Source organism: Mesorhizobium sp. M0496 (genome assembly GCF_040321205.1).
Lineage (GTDB): Bacteria > Pseudomonadota > Alphaproteobacteria > Rhizobiales > Rhizobiaceae > Mesorhizobium.
Window position 1 is genome coordinate 26,120 of sequence record NZ_JAMYRC010000037.1, and the last position, 22,113, is coordinate 48,232.

Annotated in this window: 19 protein-coding genes; 10 read left to right on the top strand and 9 right to left on the bottom strand. The window is 61.7% G+C overall.

Annotation, left to right across the window (positions count from 1 at the left end):
- Positions 1–48: 48 nt before the first annotated feature.
- The 3 genes from NKI73_RS25665 to NKI73_RS25675 form a co-directional block, all read right to left on the bottom strand.
- Positions 49–384: a TfoX/Sxy family protein gene (locus tag NKI73_RS25665; RefSeq protein ID WP_352633723.1), complete on the bottom strand. Its 336-nt coding sequence runs from the start codon at positions 382–384 to the stop codon at positions 49–51.
- Positions 385–558: 174 nt separating this feature from the next.
- Positions 559–1,527: an NADP-dependent oxidoreductase gene (locus tag NKI73_RS25670; protein WP_352633725.1), complete on the bottom strand. Its 969-nt coding sequence runs from the start codon at positions 1,525–1,527 to the stop codon at positions 559–561.
- Between the two features lie 117 nt (positions 1,528–1,644).
- On the bottom strand, positions 1,645–2,706 hold the full coding sequence (locus NKI73_RS25675) for an alkene reductase (protein WP_352633727.1): 1,062 nt from the start codon (positions 2,704–2,706) through the stop codon (positions 1,645–1,647).
- A 97-nt stretch (positions 2,707–2,803) separates the two neighbouring features.
- On the opposite strand from NKI73_RS25675, the gene NKI73_RS25680 reads away from it, so the two are divergent.
- Positions 2,804–3,673 carry a LysR family transcriptional regulator gene (locus tag NKI73_RS25680; RefSeq protein WP_352633777.1) on the top strand — a complete coding sequence of 290 codons (870 nt, stop codon included), beginning with the start codon at positions 2,804–2,806 and terminating at the stop codon, positions 3,671–3,673.
- Positions 3,674–4,411: 738 nt separating this feature from the next.
- Here NKI73_RS25680 and glnA read toward each other — a convergent pair.
- Both glnA and NKI73_RS25690 read right to left on the bottom strand, forming a co-directional pair.
- Positions 4,412–5,821, bottom strand: coding sequence for a type I glutamate--ammonia ligase (glnA, locus tag NKI73_RS25685; protein WP_352633728.1), 1,410 nt, complete (start codon positions 5,819–5,821; stop codon positions 4,412–4,414).
- A gap of 64 nt (positions 5,822–5,885) precedes the next feature.
- Positions 5,886–6,224, bottom strand: a complete 339-nt coding sequence (locus tag NKI73_RS25690) for a P-II family nitrogen regulator (protein WP_006205430.1) — start codon at positions 6,222–6,224, stop codon at positions 5,886–5,888.
- Between the two features lie 359 nt (positions 6,225–6,583).
- Between NKI73_RS25690 and NKI73_RS25695 the strand changes: the two genes are divergently transcribed.
- Positions 6,584–8,128, top strand: a complete 1,545-nt coding sequence (locus NKI73_RS25695) for an NAD(P)H-hydrate dehydratase (RefSeq protein WP_352633730.1) — start codon at positions 6,584–6,586, stop codon at positions 8,126–8,128.
- Positions 8,125–10,128: a hypothetical protein gene (locus NKI73_RS25700; protein WP_352633732.1), complete on the top strand. Its 2,004-nt coding sequence runs from the start codon at positions 8,125–8,127 to the stop codon at positions 10,126–10,128. Before NKI73_RS25695 ends, NKI73_RS25700 begins: the two co-directional genes overlap by 4 nt.
- A 12-nt stretch (positions 10,129–10,140) precedes the next feature.
- On the opposite strand, the gene NKI73_RS25705 is transcribed toward NKI73_RS25700, so the two are convergent.
- The gene (locus NKI73_RS25705; protein WP_013531455.1) at positions 10,141–11,673 is read right to left on the bottom strand and encodes an acyl-CoA carboxylase subunit beta; all 1,533 of its coding nucleotides are present in this window, start codon (positions 11,671–11,673) and stop codon (positions 10,141–10,143) included.
- Positions 11,674–12,082: 409 nt separating this feature from the next.
- On the opposite strand from NKI73_RS25705, the gene NKI73_RS25710 reads away from it, so the two are divergent.
- Positions 12,083–13,507, top strand: a complete 1,425-nt coding sequence (locus tag NKI73_RS25710) for a DEAD/DEAH box helicase (protein WP_352633733.1) — start codon at positions 12,083–12,085, stop codon at positions 13,505–13,507.
- Positions 13,508–13,611: 104 nt separating this feature from the next.
- Here NKI73_RS25710 and NKI73_RS25715 read toward each other — a convergent pair whose 3' ends face one another.
- Together NKI73_RS25715 and NKI73_RS25720 are read right to left on the bottom strand one after the other, a co-directional pair.
- Positions 13,612–14,586: an alpha/beta hydrolase gene (locus NKI73_RS25715; RefSeq protein ID WP_352633735.1), complete on the bottom strand. Its 975-nt coding sequence runs from the start codon at positions 14,584–14,586 to the stop codon at positions 13,612–13,614.
- A 426-nt stretch (positions 14,587–15,012) separates the two neighbouring features.
- A complete protein-coding gene (locus NKI73_RS25720; protein WP_352633737.1) occupies positions 15,013–15,849 on the bottom strand; it encodes an SDR family oxidoreductase in 837 nt (278 codons plus the stop codon).
- Between the two features lie 353 nt (positions 15,850–16,202).
- Here NKI73_RS25720 and NKI73_RS25725 point away from each other — a divergent pair, with 353 nt between their 5' ends.
- The 5 genes from NKI73_RS25725 (at position 16,203) to NKI73_RS25745 (ending at position 20,085) form a co-directional block, all read left to right on the top strand.
- The gene (locus NKI73_RS25725; RefSeq protein ID WP_352633739.1) at positions 16,203–17,237 is read left to right on the top strand and encodes a cysteine synthase A; all 1,035 of its coding nucleotides are present in this window, start codon (positions 16,203–16,205) and stop codon (positions 17,235–17,237) included.
- The gene (locus NKI73_RS25730) at positions 17,237–17,980 is read left to right on the top strand and encodes an alanyl-tRNA editing protein (protein ID WP_352633740.1); all 744 of its coding nucleotides are present in this window, start codon (positions 17,237–17,239) and stop codon (positions 17,978–17,980) included. Before NKI73_RS25725 ends, NKI73_RS25730 begins: the two co-directional genes overlap by 1 nt.
- Positions 17,981–18,019: 39 nt before the next feature.
- Positions 18,020–18,871: a 3-mercaptopyruvate sulfurtransferase gene (gene sseA / locus NKI73_RS25735; protein WP_352633742.1), complete on the top strand. Its 852-nt coding sequence runs from the start codon at positions 18,020–18,022 to the stop codon at positions 18,869–18,871.
- Positions 18,872–18,876: 5 nt separating this feature from the next.
- Positions 18,877–19,440, top strand: coding sequence for a GNAT family N-acetyltransferase (locus NKI73_RS25740; RefSeq protein WP_109672357.1), 564 nt, complete (start codon positions 18,877–18,879; stop codon positions 19,438–19,440).
- 177 nt (positions 19,441–19,617) lie between these two features.
- Entirely contained in the window at positions 19,618–20,085 is a 468-nt protein-coding gene (locus NKI73_RS25745; protein ID WP_352633744.1) for a DUF1203 domain-containing protein, read from the top strand.
- Positions 20,086–20,314: 229 nt separating this feature from the next.
- Here the strand turns inward: NKI73_RS25745 and ald are convergent, their stop codons facing one another.
- Positions 20,315–21,430, bottom strand: coding sequence for an alanine dehydrogenase (gene ald / locus NKI73_RS25750; protein ID WP_352633746.1), 1,116 nt, complete (start codon positions 21,428–21,430; stop codon positions 20,315–20,317).
- A gap of 157 nt (positions 21,431–21,587) precedes the next feature.
- Between ald and NKI73_RS25755 the strand changes: the two genes are divergently transcribed.
- Positions 21,588–22,061 carry an Lrp/AsnC family transcriptional regulator gene (locus NKI73_RS25755; protein ID WP_010909317.1) on the top strand — a complete coding sequence of 158 codons (474 nt, stop codon included), beginning with the start codon at positions 21,588–21,590 and terminating at the stop codon, positions 22,059–22,061.
- The last annotated feature ends 52 nt before the right edge of the window (positions 22,062–22,113 follow it).

Genomic DNA, 22,113 nt, shown 5'->3' on the forward strand with positions numbered 1-22,113 from the left:
AATGACCGAGATGGGGTGGAAAAGGGGTGCGAACGGTAGAGATCGCCGTCAGCGATGACTTTTTATCGCGGCGCGATACGCCTTTTCGGCCCATTGAACCAATGTCTCGTCATCTTCCAAAACATCGGCCGGCGCTTCCATATAGGGCTTGAGAGCTTGGGGTTTGCCTTGGCTTTGATATTCCAAGGCGTGCGACCCCGCCGCGTCAAAATCTTTTCGGGTGTTTTCGTCTACTTTGAAATAGACCGCTCCCTTCCACACCATCGCGAAGACATGGTCTCCACGATACAGAGCGATGGCACCGAACAGCGGTCTTGTCTTGACGTTTGCCCAAGTTGACAACCGTTCGGCGACTTCTTTGGCCTGTTCAATTTTATTCGCCATCTGTCCTCGCGTTCGCATTTGAACCCGCTAAAGCTAATCTGCCGATCGTACACGCCTCAGCGTTTCGCGCATGGGAATGTTGGCGACGGCAGCCTAAAAGTGGCTGCCGCATTCGATAACGCGGCAGCCAACGTGTTTGCCTCGGTGCAGAAAGTGCAGGCAGCAGGCCAAAAATCAGCGGGTGAAGTCTGCAACCGTCTTTCCGGGCGCGTGACCGGTACGGTTGCGCTCGATGGCCTCGGCCAGATCCTCGAAGGCAACCACGTCAGCGATCACCGATCGCAGGGAGCCATCGGCGATTTGTTGGGCGATGGTGGCTAACCGAGCCGTGTCGGGCTTGACCGAGAACCAAACGCCCCGGCGGCCTTCCGGTGCCCGGGCAACCACGTCGGTTGCAGCGATGCTCACCAAGATACCATTTTGCGACAGGATGGCCCACGACTTGTCCACGACCGGACCGCCGACGAGATCGACAACGAGATCGATGTTGCTCGCAACAAGCTCGAACTTCTGCTTTTGGTAATCGATCACTTCGTCAGCACCGAGGACTTGGACATGGGCCACGCTCTTTGTCGAGGCTGTGGCATAAACGGCCGCACCTGCCGCCTTGGCGAATTGAACAGCGAAGCTGCCTACCCCACCAGCCGCGCCGTGGATGAGCACCCGTTTCCCCCGAAGGTCGAATCCGGCGACCTGGAGGACTTGCCATGCCGTCATCGCCGCCACCGGCACCGCTGCCGCGTCGATGTCCGACAAGGTTGCAGGTGTCTTGACGAGCTTTTCGGCGTTTATCACCAAATGGTCGGCATAGGCGCCGAGGCCACCGAGCGCAGCCATGACTCTGTCTCCCACGTTCACGTCTTTGACGTTCGAGCCGACCTTGAGCACGACGCCCGACATTTCGATGCCAAGGGTGGCGGGCAACGCTAAATTGAACCTTTCACGCAGATAGCCTTCACGGACTTTCCAATCCATTCCGTTGATGCCAGCGGCTTTGACCTGGACCAGGACCTGATCCGGACCCGGCTCGGGGGTATGAACCGTATCGACTTTCAAGCTGTCAGTGCCGCCATACGCTTGCAGACGCAGTGCCCGGCTAGAGCCAAGCGCTTGAGGTGAGGCGGCGTCGCGTTCGAGGTTCATGGAGTTTGTCCTTGCTATGGGGCGACAGGTCTTGGAAGTCCACCACGGGAGGACTTCCAATTGGGCAATCCATGTCAGGTCGGAGACATTGATCGGACCGCTGGCGTCGGATTTGGATTAGGCGTTCAGCCCGGGATAGTCGGTATAGCCAAGCGCGGTGCCGCCGTAGAACGTGGCTTGGACCGCCGAATTCATCGCGGCGTTGGACTTCAAACGTTCGACGAAGTCTGGATTGGCGAGAACCATCTGACCGTAGGCCTCAAGATCGGCCAGTCCCGAGGCAACGTCAGCGCCAATCTGTTCCCGCACCCGACCCGGGCGATTGAGGATCAAAGCGCCCGACCAAAGTTTGCGGATGTCGGCCAGCAACGGCTGGTTGCCCTGATCCATGATGTGCAAATAGGCCAGCCCCAGCTTCTCCAGTTCTGCCACAAGGAAACGGTAGACATCGGGCCCGTCCGCCCCCTCATCGATCCCCCACATGCTCGTGCCGGGAGACAGGCGGATTGAAGTGCGGTCCGCGCCAATTTCTTCGGCGATCGCGGTTGCGACCTCGATGGCAAAGCGGGCGCGATTGTTGATGGAGCCGCCATATGCGTCCGTGCGTGTATTGGCGCTTGGCGCGAAAAACTGCTGGATGAGGTACGCGTTCGCGCCATGAATTTCGACGCCATCGGCTCCAGCCTCGATCGCCAGGCGTGCCGCGTTGCGGAAATCGGCTACGGTCTGCTGCACCTCGGCGATAGTTAGCGCCCGAGGCGTGGGAATGTCCTGCATACCGGTCGGCGTGAACATGCCGGTTCCTGGTTTAATTGCGGAGGGCGCAACGCTCTGGCGACGATGCGGCGTATTGTCAGGATGCGACATACGACCGGTGTGCATGAGCTGGATGAAGATGAGACCGCCCTTGTTGTGCACGGCGGCGGTGATCTTCTGCCAGCCCGCGACATGGGCTGGCGTGTGAATGCCGGGGGTGCTGAGATAGCCTTGGCCATCATCCGAGGGCTGAGTGCCTTCGGTGATGATCAGACCGACACCCGCGCGTTGAGCATAATATTCGGCTGCCAGTTCGCCGGGCGTGCCATCGAAAGCCGCGCGGCTGCGGGTCATGGGCGCCATGACCAGGCGGTTGGGGAGCGTGTAGCGTCCGACAGGCGCCGAACTGAAAAGTTGATTCATGAGAGGTCTCCATTCGTTGAAGACCCTTATCCACCATTCCAAATACAGGATAAATCTGGCAAAATCGAAATCACATTTCCATAAATGGAGCAATCTTGTGAGCCATCTCAACGATATGGCGCTGTTCGTGGAGGTAGCCAGAGCCAAGAGCTTCCGAAAAGCGGCAGCGGTTCTGGATATGCCGAACTCGACGCTTTCGCGGCGCATCAGTGAGTTGGAGAAGGCAATCGGTCTGCGATTGCTGCATCGCACGACGCGAAAGATTGAACTCACCGAGGCTGGCCAGCTCTACTATGAGCGCAGCAAGCGCATCGTTGACGAAGCTCGGCTCGCCCACGAGCAGCTCGGAGCAATGCTCAAGCAGCCGACGGGGGTGCTGCGGGTTTCACTTCCGGTCGATTTCGCTACGCTCTACCTCACGCCAATTATCGTTGATTTCGCCCAGCAGTATCCTGGCATCACATTCGAATTCGACCTGACGCCACGTCGTGTCGACCTGGTCGCCGAGCCATTCGATGTGGCGATCCGAATGGGCGAACTCGAGGATTCCAGTCTGATCGCTCGCCTGATCGGGCGGCATTCGCGCCACCTTTATGCGTCAGATTCCTATATCGAAGCTCAAGGTGAGCCGACGACGCCAGCGGAGCTAGCGGAGCATGAATGTATTTGCATGCTGCGAATACCGACATGGACATTGCACAGGGGGGAAATGAGAGCGGACGTCAGCGCCCGAGGCCGCTTCACGCTCAACAGCATGGGTATGATCCGCGCCCTGGCGGTCAACCACGCCGGCATAGCCCTGCTTCCCGAAAAGATTGCCGCAGAGGACTTGGCATTTGGGCGCCTTCGTCACATTCTGCCCGAATGGCAAGGCACGCCAGTAAGCATCTACGCGGTGACGGAGACCCGCCTCATTCCAGCCAAAACCCAACGCTTCATTGAATTTCTTTCTTCGAAACTCATGTGACCTCGATCGCTCGTGGCGGCGGTCTACTACCTGCTGATCCTGGCGGCCAGACGACTGGAACCTGCACGGTCCCGACGAGCTTGCAGGGTAGATTCACGTCCCTCCGGCGGTCTGCTCTTTGCGAGAACCCCGGCCCAGGCCGGGGTTCTTTTTTGCCATTATCCGGCAGATCGCATCCCGGACAAAACATACCCAGAAAAAGTCAGGCAATTCAGGCGGGCGCAAATCCCGCAAGAATTCCGGCCACCGCCGTGTGCGTTTCCAGCGGTCGCTTGTCGGAAAGCCCGGAAAACCGCCTTTTCCAGCACTTATTGGTGACGGCGGCCCTTCCATAAGCATCTGTTCATGCAGCGAAATCGGCCATCCACAGCCCGTTTGGCGGCGTTGACAGGTCGCGGTGGAGCATGCGTATTCGCAAGCCTTGGGGTTACGTCACGCAATGCTGTTCGGACGGGCGGGGTTTTCTTGAACGGCGGCATTGGCGGGGGCGCCGGACGAGCGGTCACTGTAGCCTGAGACAGTGCTCCGCTCGCTCCTGGCTTCATTTTTCGAGCCCGATCGGTCTTCCGCCCAATAGACAACCAATTTTTGTGAGCTTGAACCGACGTCACCGACCGACGTGCTTTCGCCTGCCTATGGGTGGCGGACGAGGGCCGGTAGTGACCCCGTTGCATGACAGCAAAAAGCCCTTGAAGGAGAAATCCCTCAAGGGCTTTGAAAGACGATCCGAACGGGATCTTAGACTGAGTAGTACATGTCGTACTCGACCGGATGCGGGGTCATTTCGAAGCGCATCACTTCGGCCATCTTCAACTCGATGTAGCTATCGATCTGGTCGTCGTCGAAGACGCCGCCGGCTTTCAGGAAGCCGCGATCTTTGTCGAGGCTCTGCAGCGCTTCACGCAGCGAGCCGCAGACGGTCGGGATCTTCTTCAGCTCCTTCGGCGGCAGGTCGTAGAGGTCCTTGTCCATCGGCTGGCCGGGGTGGATCTTGTTCTTGATGCCGTCGAGACCAGCCATCAGCAGCGCCGCGAAGCCGAGATAGGGGTTCGCGCCCGGATCGGGGAAGCGGATCTCGACGCGCTTGGCCTTCGGCGACGAGCCGAACGGGATGCGGCAGGACGCCGAGCGGTTGCGCGCCGAATAGGCGAGCAGCACCGGCGCTTCGTAGCCGGGCACCAGACGCTTGTAGGAGTTGGTCAGCGGATTGGTGAAGGCGTTGATCGCCTTGGCGTGCTTGATGATGCCGCCGATGTAGAACAGGCAGCTTTCCGACAGGCCGGCATATTCATTTCCGGCGAAGGTCGGCTTGCCGTTCTTCCAGATCGACATGTGGACGTGCATGCCCGAGCCGTTGTCGCCGAAGATCGGCTTCGGCATGAAGGTCGCCGTCTTGCCGTAGGCGTTGGCGACCTGGTGCACGACGTATTTGTAGATCAGCATCTTGTCGGCGTTGCGCACCAGGGCGTCGAACTTGATGCCAAGTTCGTGCTGGGCAGCCGCCACCTCGTGGTGGTGCTTTTCGACGCGCACACCCATTTCGGCGAGCACGGTCAACATTTCGGAGCGCATGTCCTGCGCGCTGTCGATCGGCGGCACCGGGAAGTAGCCGCCCTTGACGCGCGGACGGTGGCCGAGATTGCCGGTCTCATAGTCGGTGTCGTCGTTCGACGGCAGTTCGGTGGAGTCGAGCTTGAAGCCGGTGTTGTAGGGGTCGGCCTTGTACTTCACATCGTCGAAGACGAAGAACTCGGCTTCCGGGCCGACGAAGACGGTGTCGCCGATGCCTTCCGATTTCATGTAGGCCTCGGCCTTCTTGGCCGTGCCGCGCGGATCGCGGTTGTAGGATTCACCTGAAACCGGGTCGAGGATGTCGCACAGGATGACCATGGTCGACTGAGCGAAGAACGGGTCCATGTGGACGGTGTCCGGATCGGGCATCAGCACCATGTCGGACTCGTTGATGGCCTTCCAGCCGGCAATCGACGAACCGTCGAACATCACGCCATCGGCGAACATGTCTTCCTCGACCTCGATGACATCCATCGTCACGTGCTGCAGCTTGCCCTTCGGGTCTGTGAAGCGCAGGTCGACGAATTTCACGTCGTTGTCCTTGATCTGCTTCATGATGTCTTTGGCTGTCGTCATGTCATGTATCCCTGTGTGATGACGTTTTCTTATGATGACGTTTTAGGAAAATGGTCGGGTCGGGTCAGACCGCGTCCATGCCGGTTTCGCCGGTGCGGATTCGCACAACTTCCTCGATATTGGAAACGAAGATTTTGCCGTCGCCGATACGGCCGGTCTGGGCAGCCTTGCGGATGGCCTCGATCGCACCTTCGACCGCATCATCGCCAAGGACGACCTCGATCTTCACCTTCGGCAGGAAGTCGACGACATATTCGGCGCCGCGGTAGAGTTCGGTATGGCCTTTCTGACGACCGAAGCCCTTTGCCTCGGTGACAGTGATGCCTTGCAGTCCGGCCTCCTGAAGCGCTTCCTTCACTTCGTCCAGCTTGAATGGCTTGATGATCGCTTCGATCTTTTTCATGTAAAAAGTGGCCTCCACTGCCAAAAAAACGGGTTGTGAGCCCCCGCTTGCGCCTCCATCAAGCACGAACTGTGCCAATTGGACGGATTCGAAGCGGTCTCATACGATTTCAAAGTCGCGCCGCGCCGGGATGCAAATTCACGTCATTCGCTGTACCGGAAGCGGCATGGGCTGCTGGAGCCTACACAGCGCCAGCACCTGCGTCCGCACAAAAATTAGGCATATCGCCTACCCCTCAGGCAATTTTGTGCCTGCGATGCCCTCGTGCCAGCGATGTGGCTGTAGATCTCGGCAACTCCCCCTTGTTTGCTTCGGATCGAAAATTGGACAATGCTTGATCGAATGCGGATCGGCAATCCATGAGCAACGAACTTCTTGTCCCCGCCGAGATGAGCGAGGCGGATCGGCAGACGATTGCCGCCGGTGCAGTCGACGGTATCGGACTGATGCGGCGCGCTGGTCAAGCGGTCGCGGCCGAGGTCCTCAAGCGCTATCCCTCGGCGAAGCACGTCCATGTGCTGTGCGGGCCCGGCAACAATGGCGGCGATGGCTACGTCGTTGCCCGTATACTGGCCGACAGCGGCGTCGGCACCACGATCTGGGCATCCGGAGCGCCAAGACCGGAAAGCGATGCGGCGCTCGCCGCCGCGGAGTGCCCGATCAAGCCGCGGCCGCTGTCTGGATTTGACGCCGAGGTCGGCTCGATCGTGGTCGACGCGCTCTATGGGGCAGGGCTGTCCAAGCCGCTGTCCGGCGATGTCGCGAAAGCCGTCGATAGCGTGACAACCCTGCGCCTGCCTGTGGTCGCGGTCGACCTGCCGTCGGGGGTCTCGGGAGCTAGCGGCGACATATTGGGCAGGGCGTTTCGCGCCGAGGTCACCGTCACCTTCGCACGGAAAAAGCCCGGCCATCTGCTGCTGCCGGGACGCGGGCAATGCGGTGAAATCGTACTCGCCGATATCGGTATCGGCGATGGCATCATCGCCCAGCTCGCTGTCTCGACTTTCGAGAATGTGCCGGACCTGTGGTTGCAGGAATTTCCCGTGCCGGCGGTCGACGCGCACAAATACAAGCGCGGCCATGTCGGCGTTTTTTCAGGCGGCCCCAGCACCACGGGCGCGGCGCGACTGTCAGCGCTCGCCGCCGCGAGAAGCGGGGCAGGGGCAGTCACCGTGCTATCGCCTGGCAATGCCATGCAGGTCAACGCGACACACCTGACCTCTATCATGCTGCGAGAAGCGGGTTCGCTCGAGGAGGTGCAGGAATTTCTGACGGCGCGCCATCCCGAAGCGTTGGTGTTCGGACCGGGGCTCGGCCCCAAACCCAAGGTTGGCGATTTCGCCCTGCAGCTGATCAAGGCTTTGGCGGATGGTGCGCGTGCATCGGCGACCGCAAGCCACGCAAATGCGATCGTCCTGGATGCCGACGCCATCACCTCTCTGGCTCACCAGCCCCAGGCACTGTTCGAAGCCGCCCGTCAGCCGAACGCTCCAGCGTTGGTGATAACACCGCATGAGGGTGAATTCGGCCGGTTGTTCCCCGATATCGCCGGCGACAAGACCCTGTCGAAACTGGCTAAGGCGCGAGCGGCCGCAGCGCGGGCCAATGCCGTCATCGTCTACAAGGGCGCCGACACGGTGATCGCTGCTCCCAATGGGAAAGCGGCGATCAATTCCAACGGCGCGCCGTGGCTGGCCACAGCCGGTTCGGGCGACGTGTTGTCGGGCATCATCGCCGCTCTGCTGGCACAAGGCATGCCGCCCTTCGAAGGGACCTGCGCTGCGGTGTGGTTGCATGCAGAAGCCGGCAGCCGGTTCGGACCAGGTCTGATCGCCGAGGATCTGCCGCTGGCGCTGGTGCCGGTATTGCGCGAACTCTTCGACACGCGCACGGCGGCTCAGTGAGGCGCGCCCTGGCCCTGCTGCTCGCCACTCTCTTTGCGGTCTTCGTGGCGTCAACGGCGCGCGCCGAAGGCCCTGTTACTGTCATCGACGATCCGGCGGTGCTCGCCGCGCTCGATGCCAAGGGTTTCGGCTTCGCCGACGTTTTCGGCGTCGACGGCGAGGACGGTCTGAAGGCGCTCTACGACGAGGCGCCGGCCTATCACGCCATCGTCGAAACGGTTGCCTCCGATGTTGCGGCACTGCGTGCCGACATGAAGGCCGGTGGGCGGCCGCTCTACGAGGTCACCGACGGCAATGTCGGCCGCATCATGGACATGCGCTGGCTGAAGACCGATGCCGCACGCTTCCGGCTGGTCGGCGTCGTCAATCGGCTCGACCGTCGCGACTTCGCCGCGCTGCGGGGCGACAAGAGCTGCGGCGAGGTTCGCCTCATCTACCGCCTGGCCTACAGCTTTCGGAAAAACGGCAAGCTGCTGGCCTCGCGCCTGCCGTTCAACTTCAATGCCATCTACAGCGCCGCGCCCGATGCCGATGGCGGTTGCGTCGGCGTTGCCGGACGCTGGACGCCACAGCTTGACGAGACCGCCGATGCCGGCTGGCTGACCGGCGGACCGCTGGACAAAGCCGGGCTGACCTTCAAGCAGCTGGAGCTGAACGCACAGGTGGTGCGCTTTCCCTCCGGCCAGGAAACCGAGTTCGGCGGCCAGGCCGCCTATCTCATGCGGATATTCGGCATCGACGGCGAAACGATCAGCGAGAAGCCGCTGGAGAACACGCCCGACACCGTACGGCTCTCGCAAGACACGGCGCTGAAGGCGCGGCTTGCCGCCTATGTCGGCGCCAATCTGCCGACGGTCGACGAGGGCGTCTACGAAATCCCCGACGAGTTCCTGGCAAGGAAGATCATCTCGTGGTCGACCTTCGGCAGTGCGCGGCAGGCCAATCATCCGTTTACGCAATTATTCCAACCCCGGGAATTCGCATCGCTCGATTATTCCGCGCTGAAACTCGTGCGCACGCCGGAAGCGCTGGTTGAACGATTGGACAATGGCGCCTGCCAAGGGTGTCATCAGGCCGGTTCCACCGCCGGTTTCCATTTCATCGGCCTCGACGACAAGACGACATCGCCGTTGAACCGCATCGAGGTCGGCATTTCGCCGCATCTTCATGCCGAGATTCCGCGCCGCCAGGCATGGCTGCGCGCAACTGCGGAGGGCAGGGAGCCGAACCGCTTCCGTCCGCTCTCCTTCGCGCCGCCGGCGGCCTGGACGGACGCCGGCGCGGTCGATTACGCGCCGGCCGAGATGGCGATGCCGTGCCTGATGCCGGACGATGCCGCCCGCTTCGGCGCGAGCTGGCAGTGCGGCGGCGGCACGGTCTGCACGCCGCTGGCCATCGCTTCGGGCGTGCGCACGAAATTGGCGCAGTGCCTGCTGCCCAAGGACAGCGAAAAGATGTTTTCTGGCCATCCCTGCCTGACCGGCTCGATCGCCAGCAACGCGGCACAGCCTTTCAATGACCGCTACAGCATATCGGGCCAGTTCGCCGCCTTCGCGCCGGATGTCTCCCGCACCGCCTACACCTGTCGTCCGCCGAAGATCGGCGCGCCTGGCGGCATCGCCTATCGCGGCTGTGACGACAAGGACCGTACATTTGCCGCCTTCAAAGCCGGCAAGCCGATGCCGAACGAGATTTGCGGGCTGGTGGGCGGCAAGAAATTCGACATCTGCGTGGCCACCAATAATTTCGACCAATGTCTCGGCGGCGCCGTCAATCGCGGCAACCGGCCGGCCTGTTCGGCCGATCATTTCTGCCGCGAGGACTATATGTGCCAGTCGCTGCCGCCGGACACACCGGGCATCGGCAAGGTCAGAGGCATCGGCTTCTGCTCGCCGACCTATTTCATCTTCCAGATGCGCATCGACAACCACGCGACGCCCTGGGGCAGTCCCGTCCGCGCCACCATGGGGGCGGGGTTTGGTGCAGCGGCAGAGGAGTGAATTGCAGACTCCTCACAACGGTATGTTGTCGTGCTTCTTCCAGGGGTTCTGCATATCCTTGTTGCGCAGCATGCGCAGCGCGCGAGCGATGCGGCGGCGGGTCGAGTGCGGCATGATCACCTCGTCGACATAGCCGCGCTCGGCGGCGACGAAGGGCGACAGGAAGCGATCCTCGTAAGCCTTTGTATGGGCTGCGATCTTTTCCGCGTCACCAATGTCCTTGCGGTAGATGATCTCGACCGCACCCCGGGCGCCCATCACCGCGATCTGCGCCGTCGGCCAGGCATAGTTCATGTCGCCGCGCAGATGTTTTGAGGCCATCACGTCATAGGCGCCGCCATAGGCTTTTCTGGTGATGACGGTGATCTTCGGCACGGTGGCCTCGGCATAGGCGAAGAGAAGCTTGGCGCCATGCTTGATCAGCCCGCCATACTCCTGCGCCGTGCCGGGCAGGAAGCCTGGCACATCGACGAAGGTGACGATCGGGATCGAGAAACAATCGCAGAAGCGCACAAAGCGCGCCGCCTTGCGGCTGGCATCCGAATCGAGCACGCCGGCCAATACCATCGGCTGGTTGGCGACGAAGCCGACTGTGCGGCCCTCGACGCGTCCGAATCCGGTGACGATGTTTTTCGCAAAATTCTGCTGGATCTCGAAGAAGTCGCCTTCGTCGGCGACCTTCAGGATCAGCTCCTTGATGTCGTAGGGCTTGTTGGCGTTGTCGGGGATAAGCCGGTCGAGCGACAAATCATGGTCGGTGACCGACTGGTAGCATTCAATCTCCGGTAGCTCCGATGTGTTGGAGGCCGGCAGTAGGTCGACCAGCCGGCGCATCTGCAGCAGCGCCTCGACGTCATTGTCATAGGCGCCGTCGGCGATCGAGGATTTCGTGGTGTGAACGGAAGCGCCGCCGAGGCTCTCGGCGGTCACGGTCTCGTTGGTGACGGTCTTCACCACATCCGGTCCGGTGACGAACATGTAGGAGGTGTCGCGCACCATGAAGATGAAGTCGGTCATCGCAGGCGAATAGACGTCGCCACCGGCGCATGGGCCCATGATCACGGAGATTTGCGGAATGACGCCGGAAGCCAGCACATTGCGTTGAAAGATCTCGGCGTAGCCGCCGAGTGCCGCCACGCCTTCCTGGATGCGTGCGCCGCCGGCATCATAGAGGCCGATGATCGGTGCGCGGTTGCGCAGCGCCATCTCCTGCACCTTGATGACCTTCTCGGCATGGGCCTCCGACAGTGAGCCGCCGAACACGGTAAAATCCTTGGCGAAGAGGTAAACCGGGCGGCCGTTGACGGTGCCCCAGCCGGTGACCACGCCGTCGCCGGCGATCTTGGTCTTCTCCATGCCGAAATCGGTCGAGCGATGCTCGACATACATGTCGAATTCCTCGAACGAGCCCTCATCGAGAAACACCTCGATGCGTTCGCGCGCGGTGAGCTTGCCCTTCTTGTGCTGGGCATCGATGCGGGCCTGGCCGCCACCCATGCGGGCGATCTCGCGCCGGCGCTCGAGTTCCTTCAGCACGTCTTTCATCGATTACCTCCCAAGCCAGCGGCATTTTCGTGGTAATCGTGCCGGCAAGCGAGCGCAAGCACCGCTTGCGCCACAGGTTTTGCTGCGCTGCAGCATGACGCCCCTTGCATTTGGCGGCGAACTGGGCCATATGCGGCGGCATAGGCGCTTGGGCCGGGATTATCCGGCCTTCTCGACGAATGAGACTGGTTGCGTCTGTTTTCCCTCTTTCCGGTATATCGGCCTCTCTTTCCGGTACATCACAAAGCGGCGAAAAAGCCCCGTGGCATGATGCCTGCGGGCACGACAGCGCAGCCGCGCGGACGGAAACGTCCGCCGCCTTGTCGTTCCATGACAATTTGTTCGACGGCAGGTTGCGCCCTGCCGCCATCGATGTTTGCGGCCAGAAACCGCGTGAAAGAAGATTATTTTGACCAACGAAAACACTTTGCCCGGTAGCAACACCGCGGAACTTACCGGTTTCGCCGCACTGGGTATTACGGGCGCGCTGCTCAAGGCCACCCACAACGCCGGTTTCACCGAACCGAAGCCTATCCAGGCGCAGGCGATCCCGCCGCAGATGGAAGGCCGTGACATTTTCGGCATCGCCCAGACCGGCTCCGGCAAGACCGCGGCCTTCGCGCTGCCGATCCTGTCGAAGATCATCGCGCTCGGCACCAAGCGGCGCGCCAAGACGGCGCGTGCGCTGATTCTCGCGCCGACGCGCGAACTCGCCGTGCAGATCGAAGATACCATCAAGATCCTCGCCAAGGGCGCGCATGTTTCGACCGCGCTCGTGCTCGGCGGAGTCTCGCGCTTCAGCCAGGTGAAGAAGGTTGCGCCCGGCGTCGACATCCTGATCGCAACGCCCGGCCGGTTGACCGACCTGGTGCGTGAAGGCGACCTTATGCTTGCCGACACTAAATGGCTGGTGCTGGACGAAGGCGACCGCATGCTCGACATGGGCTTCATCAACGACGTCAAGCGCATCGCCAAGGCGACCGCGCCCGACCGTCAGACGGTGCTGTTCTCGGCGACCATGCCCAATGAGATCGCCGAACTGGCGAAAGGCCTGCTGAAGAACCCGATCCGTGTCGAAGTCGCGCCGCAGAGCACGGCAGCAGCCGAGATCGTGCAAGGCGTCGTCTTTGCCCGCACCAAGCAGAAACGCCAGGTGCTGTCGACGATGCTCGCCGACGAGGCGATGAAATCCGTCATCATCTTTTCGCGCACCAAGCATGGTGCCGACAGGGTGACCAAGGACCTCGAGCGCGACGGCTTCAAGGCCGCCGTCATCCACGGCAACAAGTCGCAGAACGCACGTCAGAAGGCGCTGAACGATTTCCGCGACGGATCGGTGCGCATTCTGGTGGCGACCGACATTGCTGCGCGCGGCATCGACGTGCCCGGCATCAGCCACGTCGTGAATTTCGACCTGCCCGACGAAGCGGAGAGCTATGTCCACCGCATCGGCCGCACTGGCCGCAACGGCATGGACGGCATCGCTATTACGCTTTGCGATCCTTCCGAGAACAGCAAGCTGCGCCAGGTCGAGCGCATCATCCGTACCAAGCTGCCGATCGTTGCCGACCATCTCGGCAGCCCCGATCCGCTGCGCAATCCGGCTGAAAAGAACGAGCGATTCGAGCCGGCCAATGACCGCAACGACCGCAATGGTCGTCGCGACGGCAGGCGTCCCGGTGGCGAGAACAAAGGCAACGGTTTTGGCAAGAAGCGCTTCGGCGACAAGCCGGCCTTCGCTGGTGAGCGCAAGCCGGAAGGCGCCAAGCCGGCCTTTAAAGGCAACAACAAGCGCCGCTTCGGCGGCAAGCGTCCGGCCGCGCGGGCTGCGTAAGCCAGACTGCGTTGTAGTCAGTCAGGCTCAGGCCTGGCTGATTGCCGAGACCGACCAGGAAAGGGCGGCTGAAGCGATGCTTCGGTCGCCCTTTTTTCGTCTGCTTACTTGATCACTGCCTCGACCCAGACGGCGATCCTTTGCGCCAGAAAGGCCGTCGTCGATGGCGACAGCGCGTCGCCGGCGATGACGTGGTTGTCCGCGTCGCCGGTGTCGTCGACCGGAACCAGTTCATGCGGTGCGCCCCAGCGCCCGGCAATCTCGCGGGTGCGGTCGGGCCGCACCACTTTGTCCGAATCCGAAAAGATGAACAAAGCAGGGATGGTCGCCTTCTCAACCGGCGCGCCATAGGCAAGTTCGGTCAGCGCCTGCATCGGCAAGGTCGCTTCGATCGGGTAGCGGGCGGTCCAGAATTTTTCATGCAGCGCGTTGCGCGGCACGAAGCTGTGTTCCTTGCCGGCGACCAGCCTGGCGATCTGTTTGCCCCACGGCATGGTCAGGATTTCGGCGCCCGAAGCCTTGACGCCGAAATTCGGCGAGATGAACGCGATCGCGGCGACGCCGTCCGATGCGCCCGGCTGCGTTGCCGCCCATGTCGCCAGCGAGCCGCCGGTCGAGGTCGAGATGACGATCACCTTGTCGCCGATCGCCCGACCGATGGCGAGCGCCTCCTCATAGTCGTTGACCCAGGCGTTGATGCTGCCTTGTGTCATCGCCGCGCCGTCCTGCCCGTGACCGGTGAGGCGCGTGTAGAAGAGATTGGCATCGAGCTGGTCGGCCACTTCGTCGGGCAGCGGGCGGACCTCGCCTTTCGATGCGGAAAAGCCGTGGATGTAGACGATCGACAGCGGCGTTCTGGCATGCACCATCGGATTGGCCCAGACGATCTCTTTCTCCAGCCCGTCGCGGATTCCGGGGACCGCGGCTTCCACCTTTGCCACATAGGCCTGCGGATCGTCGCCAATGAGCGAGGGATCGAAACGGATCGTGGTGTCGACGGAAACGCGCGGACCGAGCACGAAGGCCAGCGCAAACAGAGCCACGAATCCCAGCAGAATCGACACGATACGCCGCCCCATTCCAAACTCCCGGACCAGAATGGTCGGCAAACTATGGTGACGGCAAGCGACACGCAATGTGCGTTTGCTGCGACAGCAAACTGATTTCTAAATTGCGGATGGTCGGGGCAATCAGACCTTGGCCAAGCGGCGCTTCTCAGTGCACGAAAAGAAGATAGCCCACGAACGAATGATGACCGCATCCAGGGCCCAAATCACGCGCTCGATGTGCCAGCAGCTTTCACGATAGGAATTTTTTCTTGACTTCGTGCCCTCAGCTATGGTACATATTTGTTCATGGTGCTGATTTGCGCCAGTGGCCCGCCGCACAGGCGGGTTTTTCGTTTGATGCTCCGTCATGCGCAGGCGAGCGCTCCGAAGGAACCCGTTAACCCGAGTTCGTTGCCCTGGGGGCAGGCCGAGCCGGGGCGGTCGTCGCAGGGTGTGTTAGGAGTCCAGGCCCTGATCCTTCGGCGGCTTGCGGTCGTAGTGCAGCGGCCGCGCCTTCCAATTGGTCATCAGGCTGATAAACCCTCTGCAAAGCGGCCTCGGCAACACGCTGAGCAGTTTCAGGGGCCAGCTTGTCCGGCGCGGGAAGGTGACTTCGAAGCCGCCGGACTTGATGCCCCGCGCCATGCGTCGCGACGCGCGGCTGACCGGCATCAGTCCCGGCATCGGCAGCATGTTCTTCTCGGTCAGCGGGGTGTCGATGAAGCCGGGATTGAACACCTGAATGCGCACGTTCATCTTGTCGAAATCATACTTCAGCGACTCGGCCAGGATGTTGATTGCCGCCTTGGTGCCGCCATAGGCGGCCGTTGTCGGCCAGCCGAAATAGGACGTGACGGAGCCGACCAGCACGACATGGCCGCGCGCCCGCACGCGCATGCGTTCGACGACGGGCACCAGGCCATTGATGATGCCGAAATAGTTGACCTCGAAGGACCGGCGAAAGTCGTTGACGACAAGATTCTCGCCCGGCGTCGAAATGTAGTTTCCGGCATTGAAGATGGTGAGCACGATGGGACCGAGTTCCTTCTCGATCGCGGCGACGGTTCGCGCCATGCGCGGCTCGTCGGTGACGTCGCAGGGAAAGGCCCTGACACTGCCCGGCATCTGCGCGGTCTCGACGACAAGCGTGTCGATCGGATCGTCGTCGAGGGCTGTCACCGCCACCGCATAGCCCTGGGACGCAAGATCCCTGGCCAGCGAACGGCCGATACCGCTGCTTCCGCCCGTGATCCAGGCGACGCCGTGCTTCGGGTTGGCCCGATAGAGTGTCATGCTGCGCCCTGTCGACTTGTTGGTGCTTTGCTCTAGAGCGGTTCATCGTTTCACGGAAACGATGAACCACTCTATCTCTTTGTTTTGACGCGATTCCCGAGGGAAAGCGCTATGCGCTTTTCCCGGGAAAACCGTTTCACACTTTTCCTGGAATTGCTCTAGCGATGAAGAAATCGAATGAAAAGCTGCTTTTCAACGTCAGCCGGAAAATGAACAGTGGCGCAAGGGGTCGGTCCCGGGAAGCGTTGACGCAACAACAGTACCGCAAATGCGACTGGACCAGACAAATTCTTGCCTTGAAACCGAAGCTTCGGGTTTCTAGGGTTTCGGCGCACCTACACAAGGAATCCTGAATGCCCCGTTCTGTGATCGACGCGATCGGCAACACGCCTCTGATCCGCCTCAACAAAGCCTCTGAACAAACCGGCTGCGAGATCCTGGGCAAGGCCGAATTCATGAATCCGGGCCAGTCGGTCAAGGATCGCGCGGGCCTGTTCATCATCCGCGACGCCGAGCAGCGCGGGCTGCTGAAGCCCGGCGGCGTCATCGTCGAGGGAACGGCCGGCAACACCGGCATCGGATTGACGCTGGTTGCCAAGGCGTTCGGCTACCGCACGGTCATCGTCATTCCCGACACGCAGAGCCAGGAAAAGAAGGACACCATCAAACTGCTCGGCGCCGAGCTGATCGAGGTGCCCGCGGTGCCTTACAAGAACCCCAACAATTACGTGAAACTTTCGGGGCGGCTGGCCGAGCAGATGGCGCGGACAGAACCGAATGGCGTTATCTGGGCCAACCAGTTCGACAATGTCGCCAACCGGGACGGCCATATCCGCACCACGGCCGAAGAAATCTGGAACCAGACCGGTGGCAAGGTCGACGGCTTTGTCTCGGCGGTCGGTTCGGGCGGAACGTTGGCCGGCGTCGCTTTCGGGCTAAGGGCGAAAAGCAAGGACGTGAAGATCGCGCTCGCCGATCCGCTGGGTGCCGCGCTCTACTCCTTCTACACCAGCGGCGAGCTGAAGTCCGAAGGCAGCTCGATCACCGAAGGCATCGGGCAGGGGCGCATCACGGCCAATCTCGAAGGGTTCACGCCGGATTTTTCATTCCAGATCCCCGACGAGGATGCGCTGCCGATCGTCTTCGACCTGATCCAGGAAGAAGGCCTCTGCGTCGGCGGCTCGACCGGCATCAACATTGCCGGCGCGATCCGTCTGGCCAGGGAATTAGGCCCCGGCCACACCATCGTGACCATTCTTTGCGACTACGGCACGCGCTATCAATCAAAACTGTTCAATCCGGAATTCCTGCGCGAGAAGCAGCTGCCGGTGCCAGGCTGGATGGAGCTGAAGAGCACGATTTCGGTACCGTTCGAAAAGGTCGTGTGATGGCCCACAGGACACAAGCGCTGTTTCGCGACGACGCCTATCTGCGCACGGCGGAGGCGGCGATCGTTGCCGTCAACGACCGCGGTGCCATCATTCTCGATCGGACGATTTTCTACGCCACGTCGGGCGGCCAACCGGGGGATACCGGTCATCTCGAATGCGGCGACGGCAGCCGTATCGCCATTGCCGCCACCATCACGGGCGAGACCAAGGACGAGATCATCCATGTGCCGGCGCCGGAGCAAGCGGCGCTACAAGTCGGCGAGGCAGTGAGGCTGGCGATCGACTGGGAGCGTCGGCATCTTTTGATGCGTATGCATGCGGCCTGCCATCTGCTCACCGTCGTCTGCCCGTTTCCAATTACGGGTGCCGCGGTTTCCGAGGACGACAGCCGTGTCGACTTCGATGCTCCGGATGCCGGCTTCACCAAGGAAGAGGTGACGGCGAGCCTGATGGACCTGGTGCGGGCCGACCACCCGATCTTCACCAGGCTGATCAGTGACGAGGAACTGGCCGCCAACCCCGGCCTGGTCAAATCCAAGAACGTGCGGCCGCCGGTTGGCACCGGCAAGATCCGCCTGGTCTGTATCGGTGACAACGCTTCGGTGGACAGCCAGCCGTGCGGCGGCACCCATGTGAAGAGCACCGGTGAAGTCGGCGAAATCCACATCGGCAAGATCGAGAAGAAGGGCCGCGAAAACCGGCGCTTCCGCATCCGGTTCGGACCGATGCCGGCAAACTGAACAGACAGTGATCGCCCAAAAGGCGAACAGGAGAAAAAAATGGCCGAGGACAGCCCTTTCACCGTCGATGCAGACTGGTTGCAGCAGCGTCTTGGCGAGCCGGGCCTGACGATCATCGATGCGTCCTGGTATCTGCCTGCGCAAAAGCGCGATGCGCGCGGCGAGTATGAGGCGGCGCACATCCCGGGTGCGCGGTTCCTGGATCAGGATGCCGTTTCCGACCCGGATTCGCCACTGCCGCATACGTTGCCGTCACCGCAGCATTTCGCGCAATATGTCGGCGCCATGGGCGTTTCGGCGGATGACACCATCGTCGTCTATGACGGCCCGGGTTTCTTCTCTGCGCCTCGGGCATGGTGGATGTTCCGGGTGATGGGCGTCTTCCAGGCCTATATTCTGGACGGCGGCTTCGATGGGTGGAAGGCGGCCGGCCGACCGATGACGGCCGAACCGACGAAGATCGCGCCGTGCGTGTTCCATGCCGATTTCGACGCCGGTCGCGTCGCCAGCCTCGCCGACATGCGCCGGATCGTCGACACCGGGGAAAGCCAGATCGCCGACGCCCGTGGGGCGGGCCGCTTTACCGGCGCCGAGCCCGAACCGCGTGCGGGCATCCGCTCCGGCCATATGCCTGGCGCGCGCAATCTGCCCTATTCGGCGCTGTCGGAAAATGGCGAGCTGTTGTCGAAGGACCGCCTGCGCAAGGTTATCGAGGACGCAGGCATCGATCTGTCGAAACCCATCGTCACCTCATGTGGTTCCGGTGTCACCGCCGCGGTGGTGACGCTGGCGCTGGAAACACTTGGCCATACGAACAACAGGCTTTACGACGGCTCATGGACGGAATGGGGCGGGCTTTCCGACACGCCTGTCGTGACCGGCAAGGAATGAAGACGATGGAAAACGGGGTGCTCGAAGACATCGAAGTCACGGTGACGTTCCTCGAGATGCACGTGCCGCCGGCCTATTCGCCGCCTGTGCCCTACAACCGCCAGGTCGCGCTGCTGAAAACCAAGGACATTCCTCTGCATTTCTACCGCTATCTGATGGACCGGGTGGGGCGCAAATGGCACTGGGTCAATGTGCTGAGACTGGATGATGACGAACTCTCCGCCGGCATCCACCGCGAGGATCGCGACATCAGGGTGCTCTATCTCGACGGCGCGCCGGCCGGTTTCTTCGATCTCAAGCCGCATCTGCCGGAAGAAGTCGAACTTGCCTATTTCGGCATGATGGAACATGCGACCGGGCAAGGCATTGGCCGCTGGTTCCTCGGCTCCGCGATCGCCGCCGCATGGTCGTACGGACCGAAGCGGGTGACGGTGCAGACCTGTACGCTCGATCATCCGGCGGCTCTGCCGCTTTATCAGAAGCTCGGCTTTGCACCTGTGGCGCAGAAGAAAGAGACCGTGCATCCGCTGCCTTTCGCCGAACGCTCGGCCAGCGTCATGCGGCCGTGATGCCGGCGGCCGCTTCGACGACTTTATCCGCCAAACGCGCGAACACCTAAGCCCGGTATTTCAGCGGCCGTATGGGACCGACAACTGACGGCCGGTCGCTGACACTTGGCAGGAATCGGGTGGGAAGCAGTCGCGCGGGCGCATAGTCTTCGGTCAACACCACCGGAGATTTCACCAATGACCATCCAGTTCAAGGCCTTGCCGACCGAAGACGTCAAGGCGCTGCAGCGCGGCGGCCCCGATGCTTACGGCCAAACGCCGGAGCGAAAGATTTCCGATGGGGACGGCATGCCTTGCCGGCATTGCCTGAAGAACATCGCGGCCGGCGATGCCTACCTCATTCTGGCCTACCGGCCATTCCCCAGCCTTCAGCCCTACGCCGAAACGGGGCCGATCTTCCTGCATGCCGAAGAATGCGAACGCGCCGACGGAAGCGAGGCGCTTCCGGAGGTTCTCGAAAGTCCCGACTACATCGTGCGCGGCTATGGCAGGGATGACCGTATCATCTATGGCAGCGGGGGTGTCGTCCCGACTGCGGCGATTACAGCGCGGGCCGAAACCTTGTTCGAACGCAGCGATATCGCCTACGTCCATGTTCGCTCGGCGCGCAACAATTGCTACCAGTGCCGCATCGAACGCGCATAAGGTGCGGAGATTGCAGACAGGAGACGCGCTGTCGTATTCCCGTCGCATAATCGCGATAAAAAGCGATTGTCGATCGATTTGCCGACCGCGGATGAACCGGCGGCAGATCTCGATATCGAGGAAGCGGGGCTTTGGCTCCGCTTTTTTGTTGCCTGCGTGTATCCTCCAAGAAAAAACCCGCCGGTATGAACCGGCGGGCGAGACTGGAGGAAGCAGTCTTTTCGTGAAATCAGGCGGCCAGAACGGCTTTTGGCTCGACCAGTTCGTAGCCGAGTGCCTCGGCGACCGCCCGGTTGGTGATCTTGCCCTTGTGGACATTGAGGCCGTTGCGCAAATGATGGTCGTCGATCAGCGCCTTCAGGCCCTTGTCGGCAAGCTGCAGGCCATAGTGAAGCGTCGCGTTGTTGAGCGCGTGGGCCGAAGTGACCGGCACGGCGCCGGGCATGTTGGCGACGCAATAGTGGATGACGCCGTCAACCTCGTAGGTCGGCTCGGCATGGGTGGTGGCGTGCGAGGTCTCGAAGCAGCCGCCCTGGTCGATGGCCACGTCGACCAGCACCGAGCCCTTCTTCATGCCTGAGAGCATTTCGCGCGAAACCAGCTTCGGCGCCGCGGCGCCCGGGATCAGCACGGCGCCAACGACGATATCGGCCGAAAAGCACTCTTCTTCGAGCGCTTCGACCGTCGAGTAGCGGGTGTGGACGCGGCCGGCGAAGAGGTCGTCGAGCTGACGCAGGCGCGGGATCGAGCGGTCGATGATGGTGACATCGGCGCCAAGCCCCGCCGCCATCCTGGCAGCGTGCAGGCCGACAACGCCGCCGCCAAGCACAGTGACCTTGCCGGGCAGCACGCCGGGCACGCCGCCGAGCAGCACGCCGCGGCCACCATTGGCTTTCTGCAGCGCCGTGGCGCCGGCCTGGATCGACAGGCGTCCGGCAACTTCAGACATCGGCGCCAGCAGCGGCAGGCCGCCACGATCGTCGGTCACGGTCTCGTAGGCGATTGCCGTCACGCCGGAAGCGAGCAGGCCTTTGGTCTGCTCCGGATCCGGAGCAAGATGAAGATAGGTGTACAGGATCTGGCCTTCGCGCAGCTGCGCCCATTCGCTGGGCTGCGGCTCCTTGACCTTGACGATCATGTCCGACTTGGCGAACACGTCGGCAGCGGTCTTGGCAATCGTGGCGCCGGCGGCGCGATAGGCGTTGTCGTCGGCGCCGATGCCGGCCCCGGCGCCGGTCTCGACCAGCACTTCGTGGCCGTGGGCGACATACTCGCGGACCGAGCCGGGTGTGAGGCCGACGCGATATTCGTGGTTCTTGATTTCCTTGGGGCAGCCGACGCGCATTTTTCTTCTCCTGATCCGGCCCTTTTGGGCTCGTTCCCTGTATTGCTGGAGTGAACCACGAATCGGTGCGCAGGTGTTTGCGAATGCGCTTGCGCCAGCGGGCGTGTTTCGATAATCGTTGCGCGAAACAGCAGGGTATTCGCAGGATTCACGAAAAATGCCGCTCGACAGGATTGATATCGCCATTCTTGAGACCTTGCAGAAGGATGGCCGGATACCCAATGCAGCCCTTGCCGAGAAGGTTGGCCTGTCGCAGTCGGCATGTTCGCGCCGGCTCGACAATCTGGAGAAATCCGGCACGATCCGCGGCTACCATGCCCGGCTTTCCAATGCCGCACTTGGCCACCAGATGACGGCGATCGTGCACATATCCCTGTCGGGACAATTCGAGAAGACGCTGTCGGATTTCGAGGCGGCGATCAAGCGCTGTCCAAACGTGCTGTCCTGCCACCTGATGTCGGGCGAATACGATTATATCCTGAGGATCGCGGCAAAGGATCTCGTCGACTATGAGCGTATCCACAAGGAATGGCTGTCGGCAATGCCGCATGTGACCAAGATCAACTCGTCTTTTGCGCTACGCGAAATCGTCGACCGGACGGCGATGGGCATGAAGCCGGAAATGGCCTGAGCTGTGTCGATATTCAGGTGATGCCGGCCTGCGAACGGCAGTTTCCTGTGCT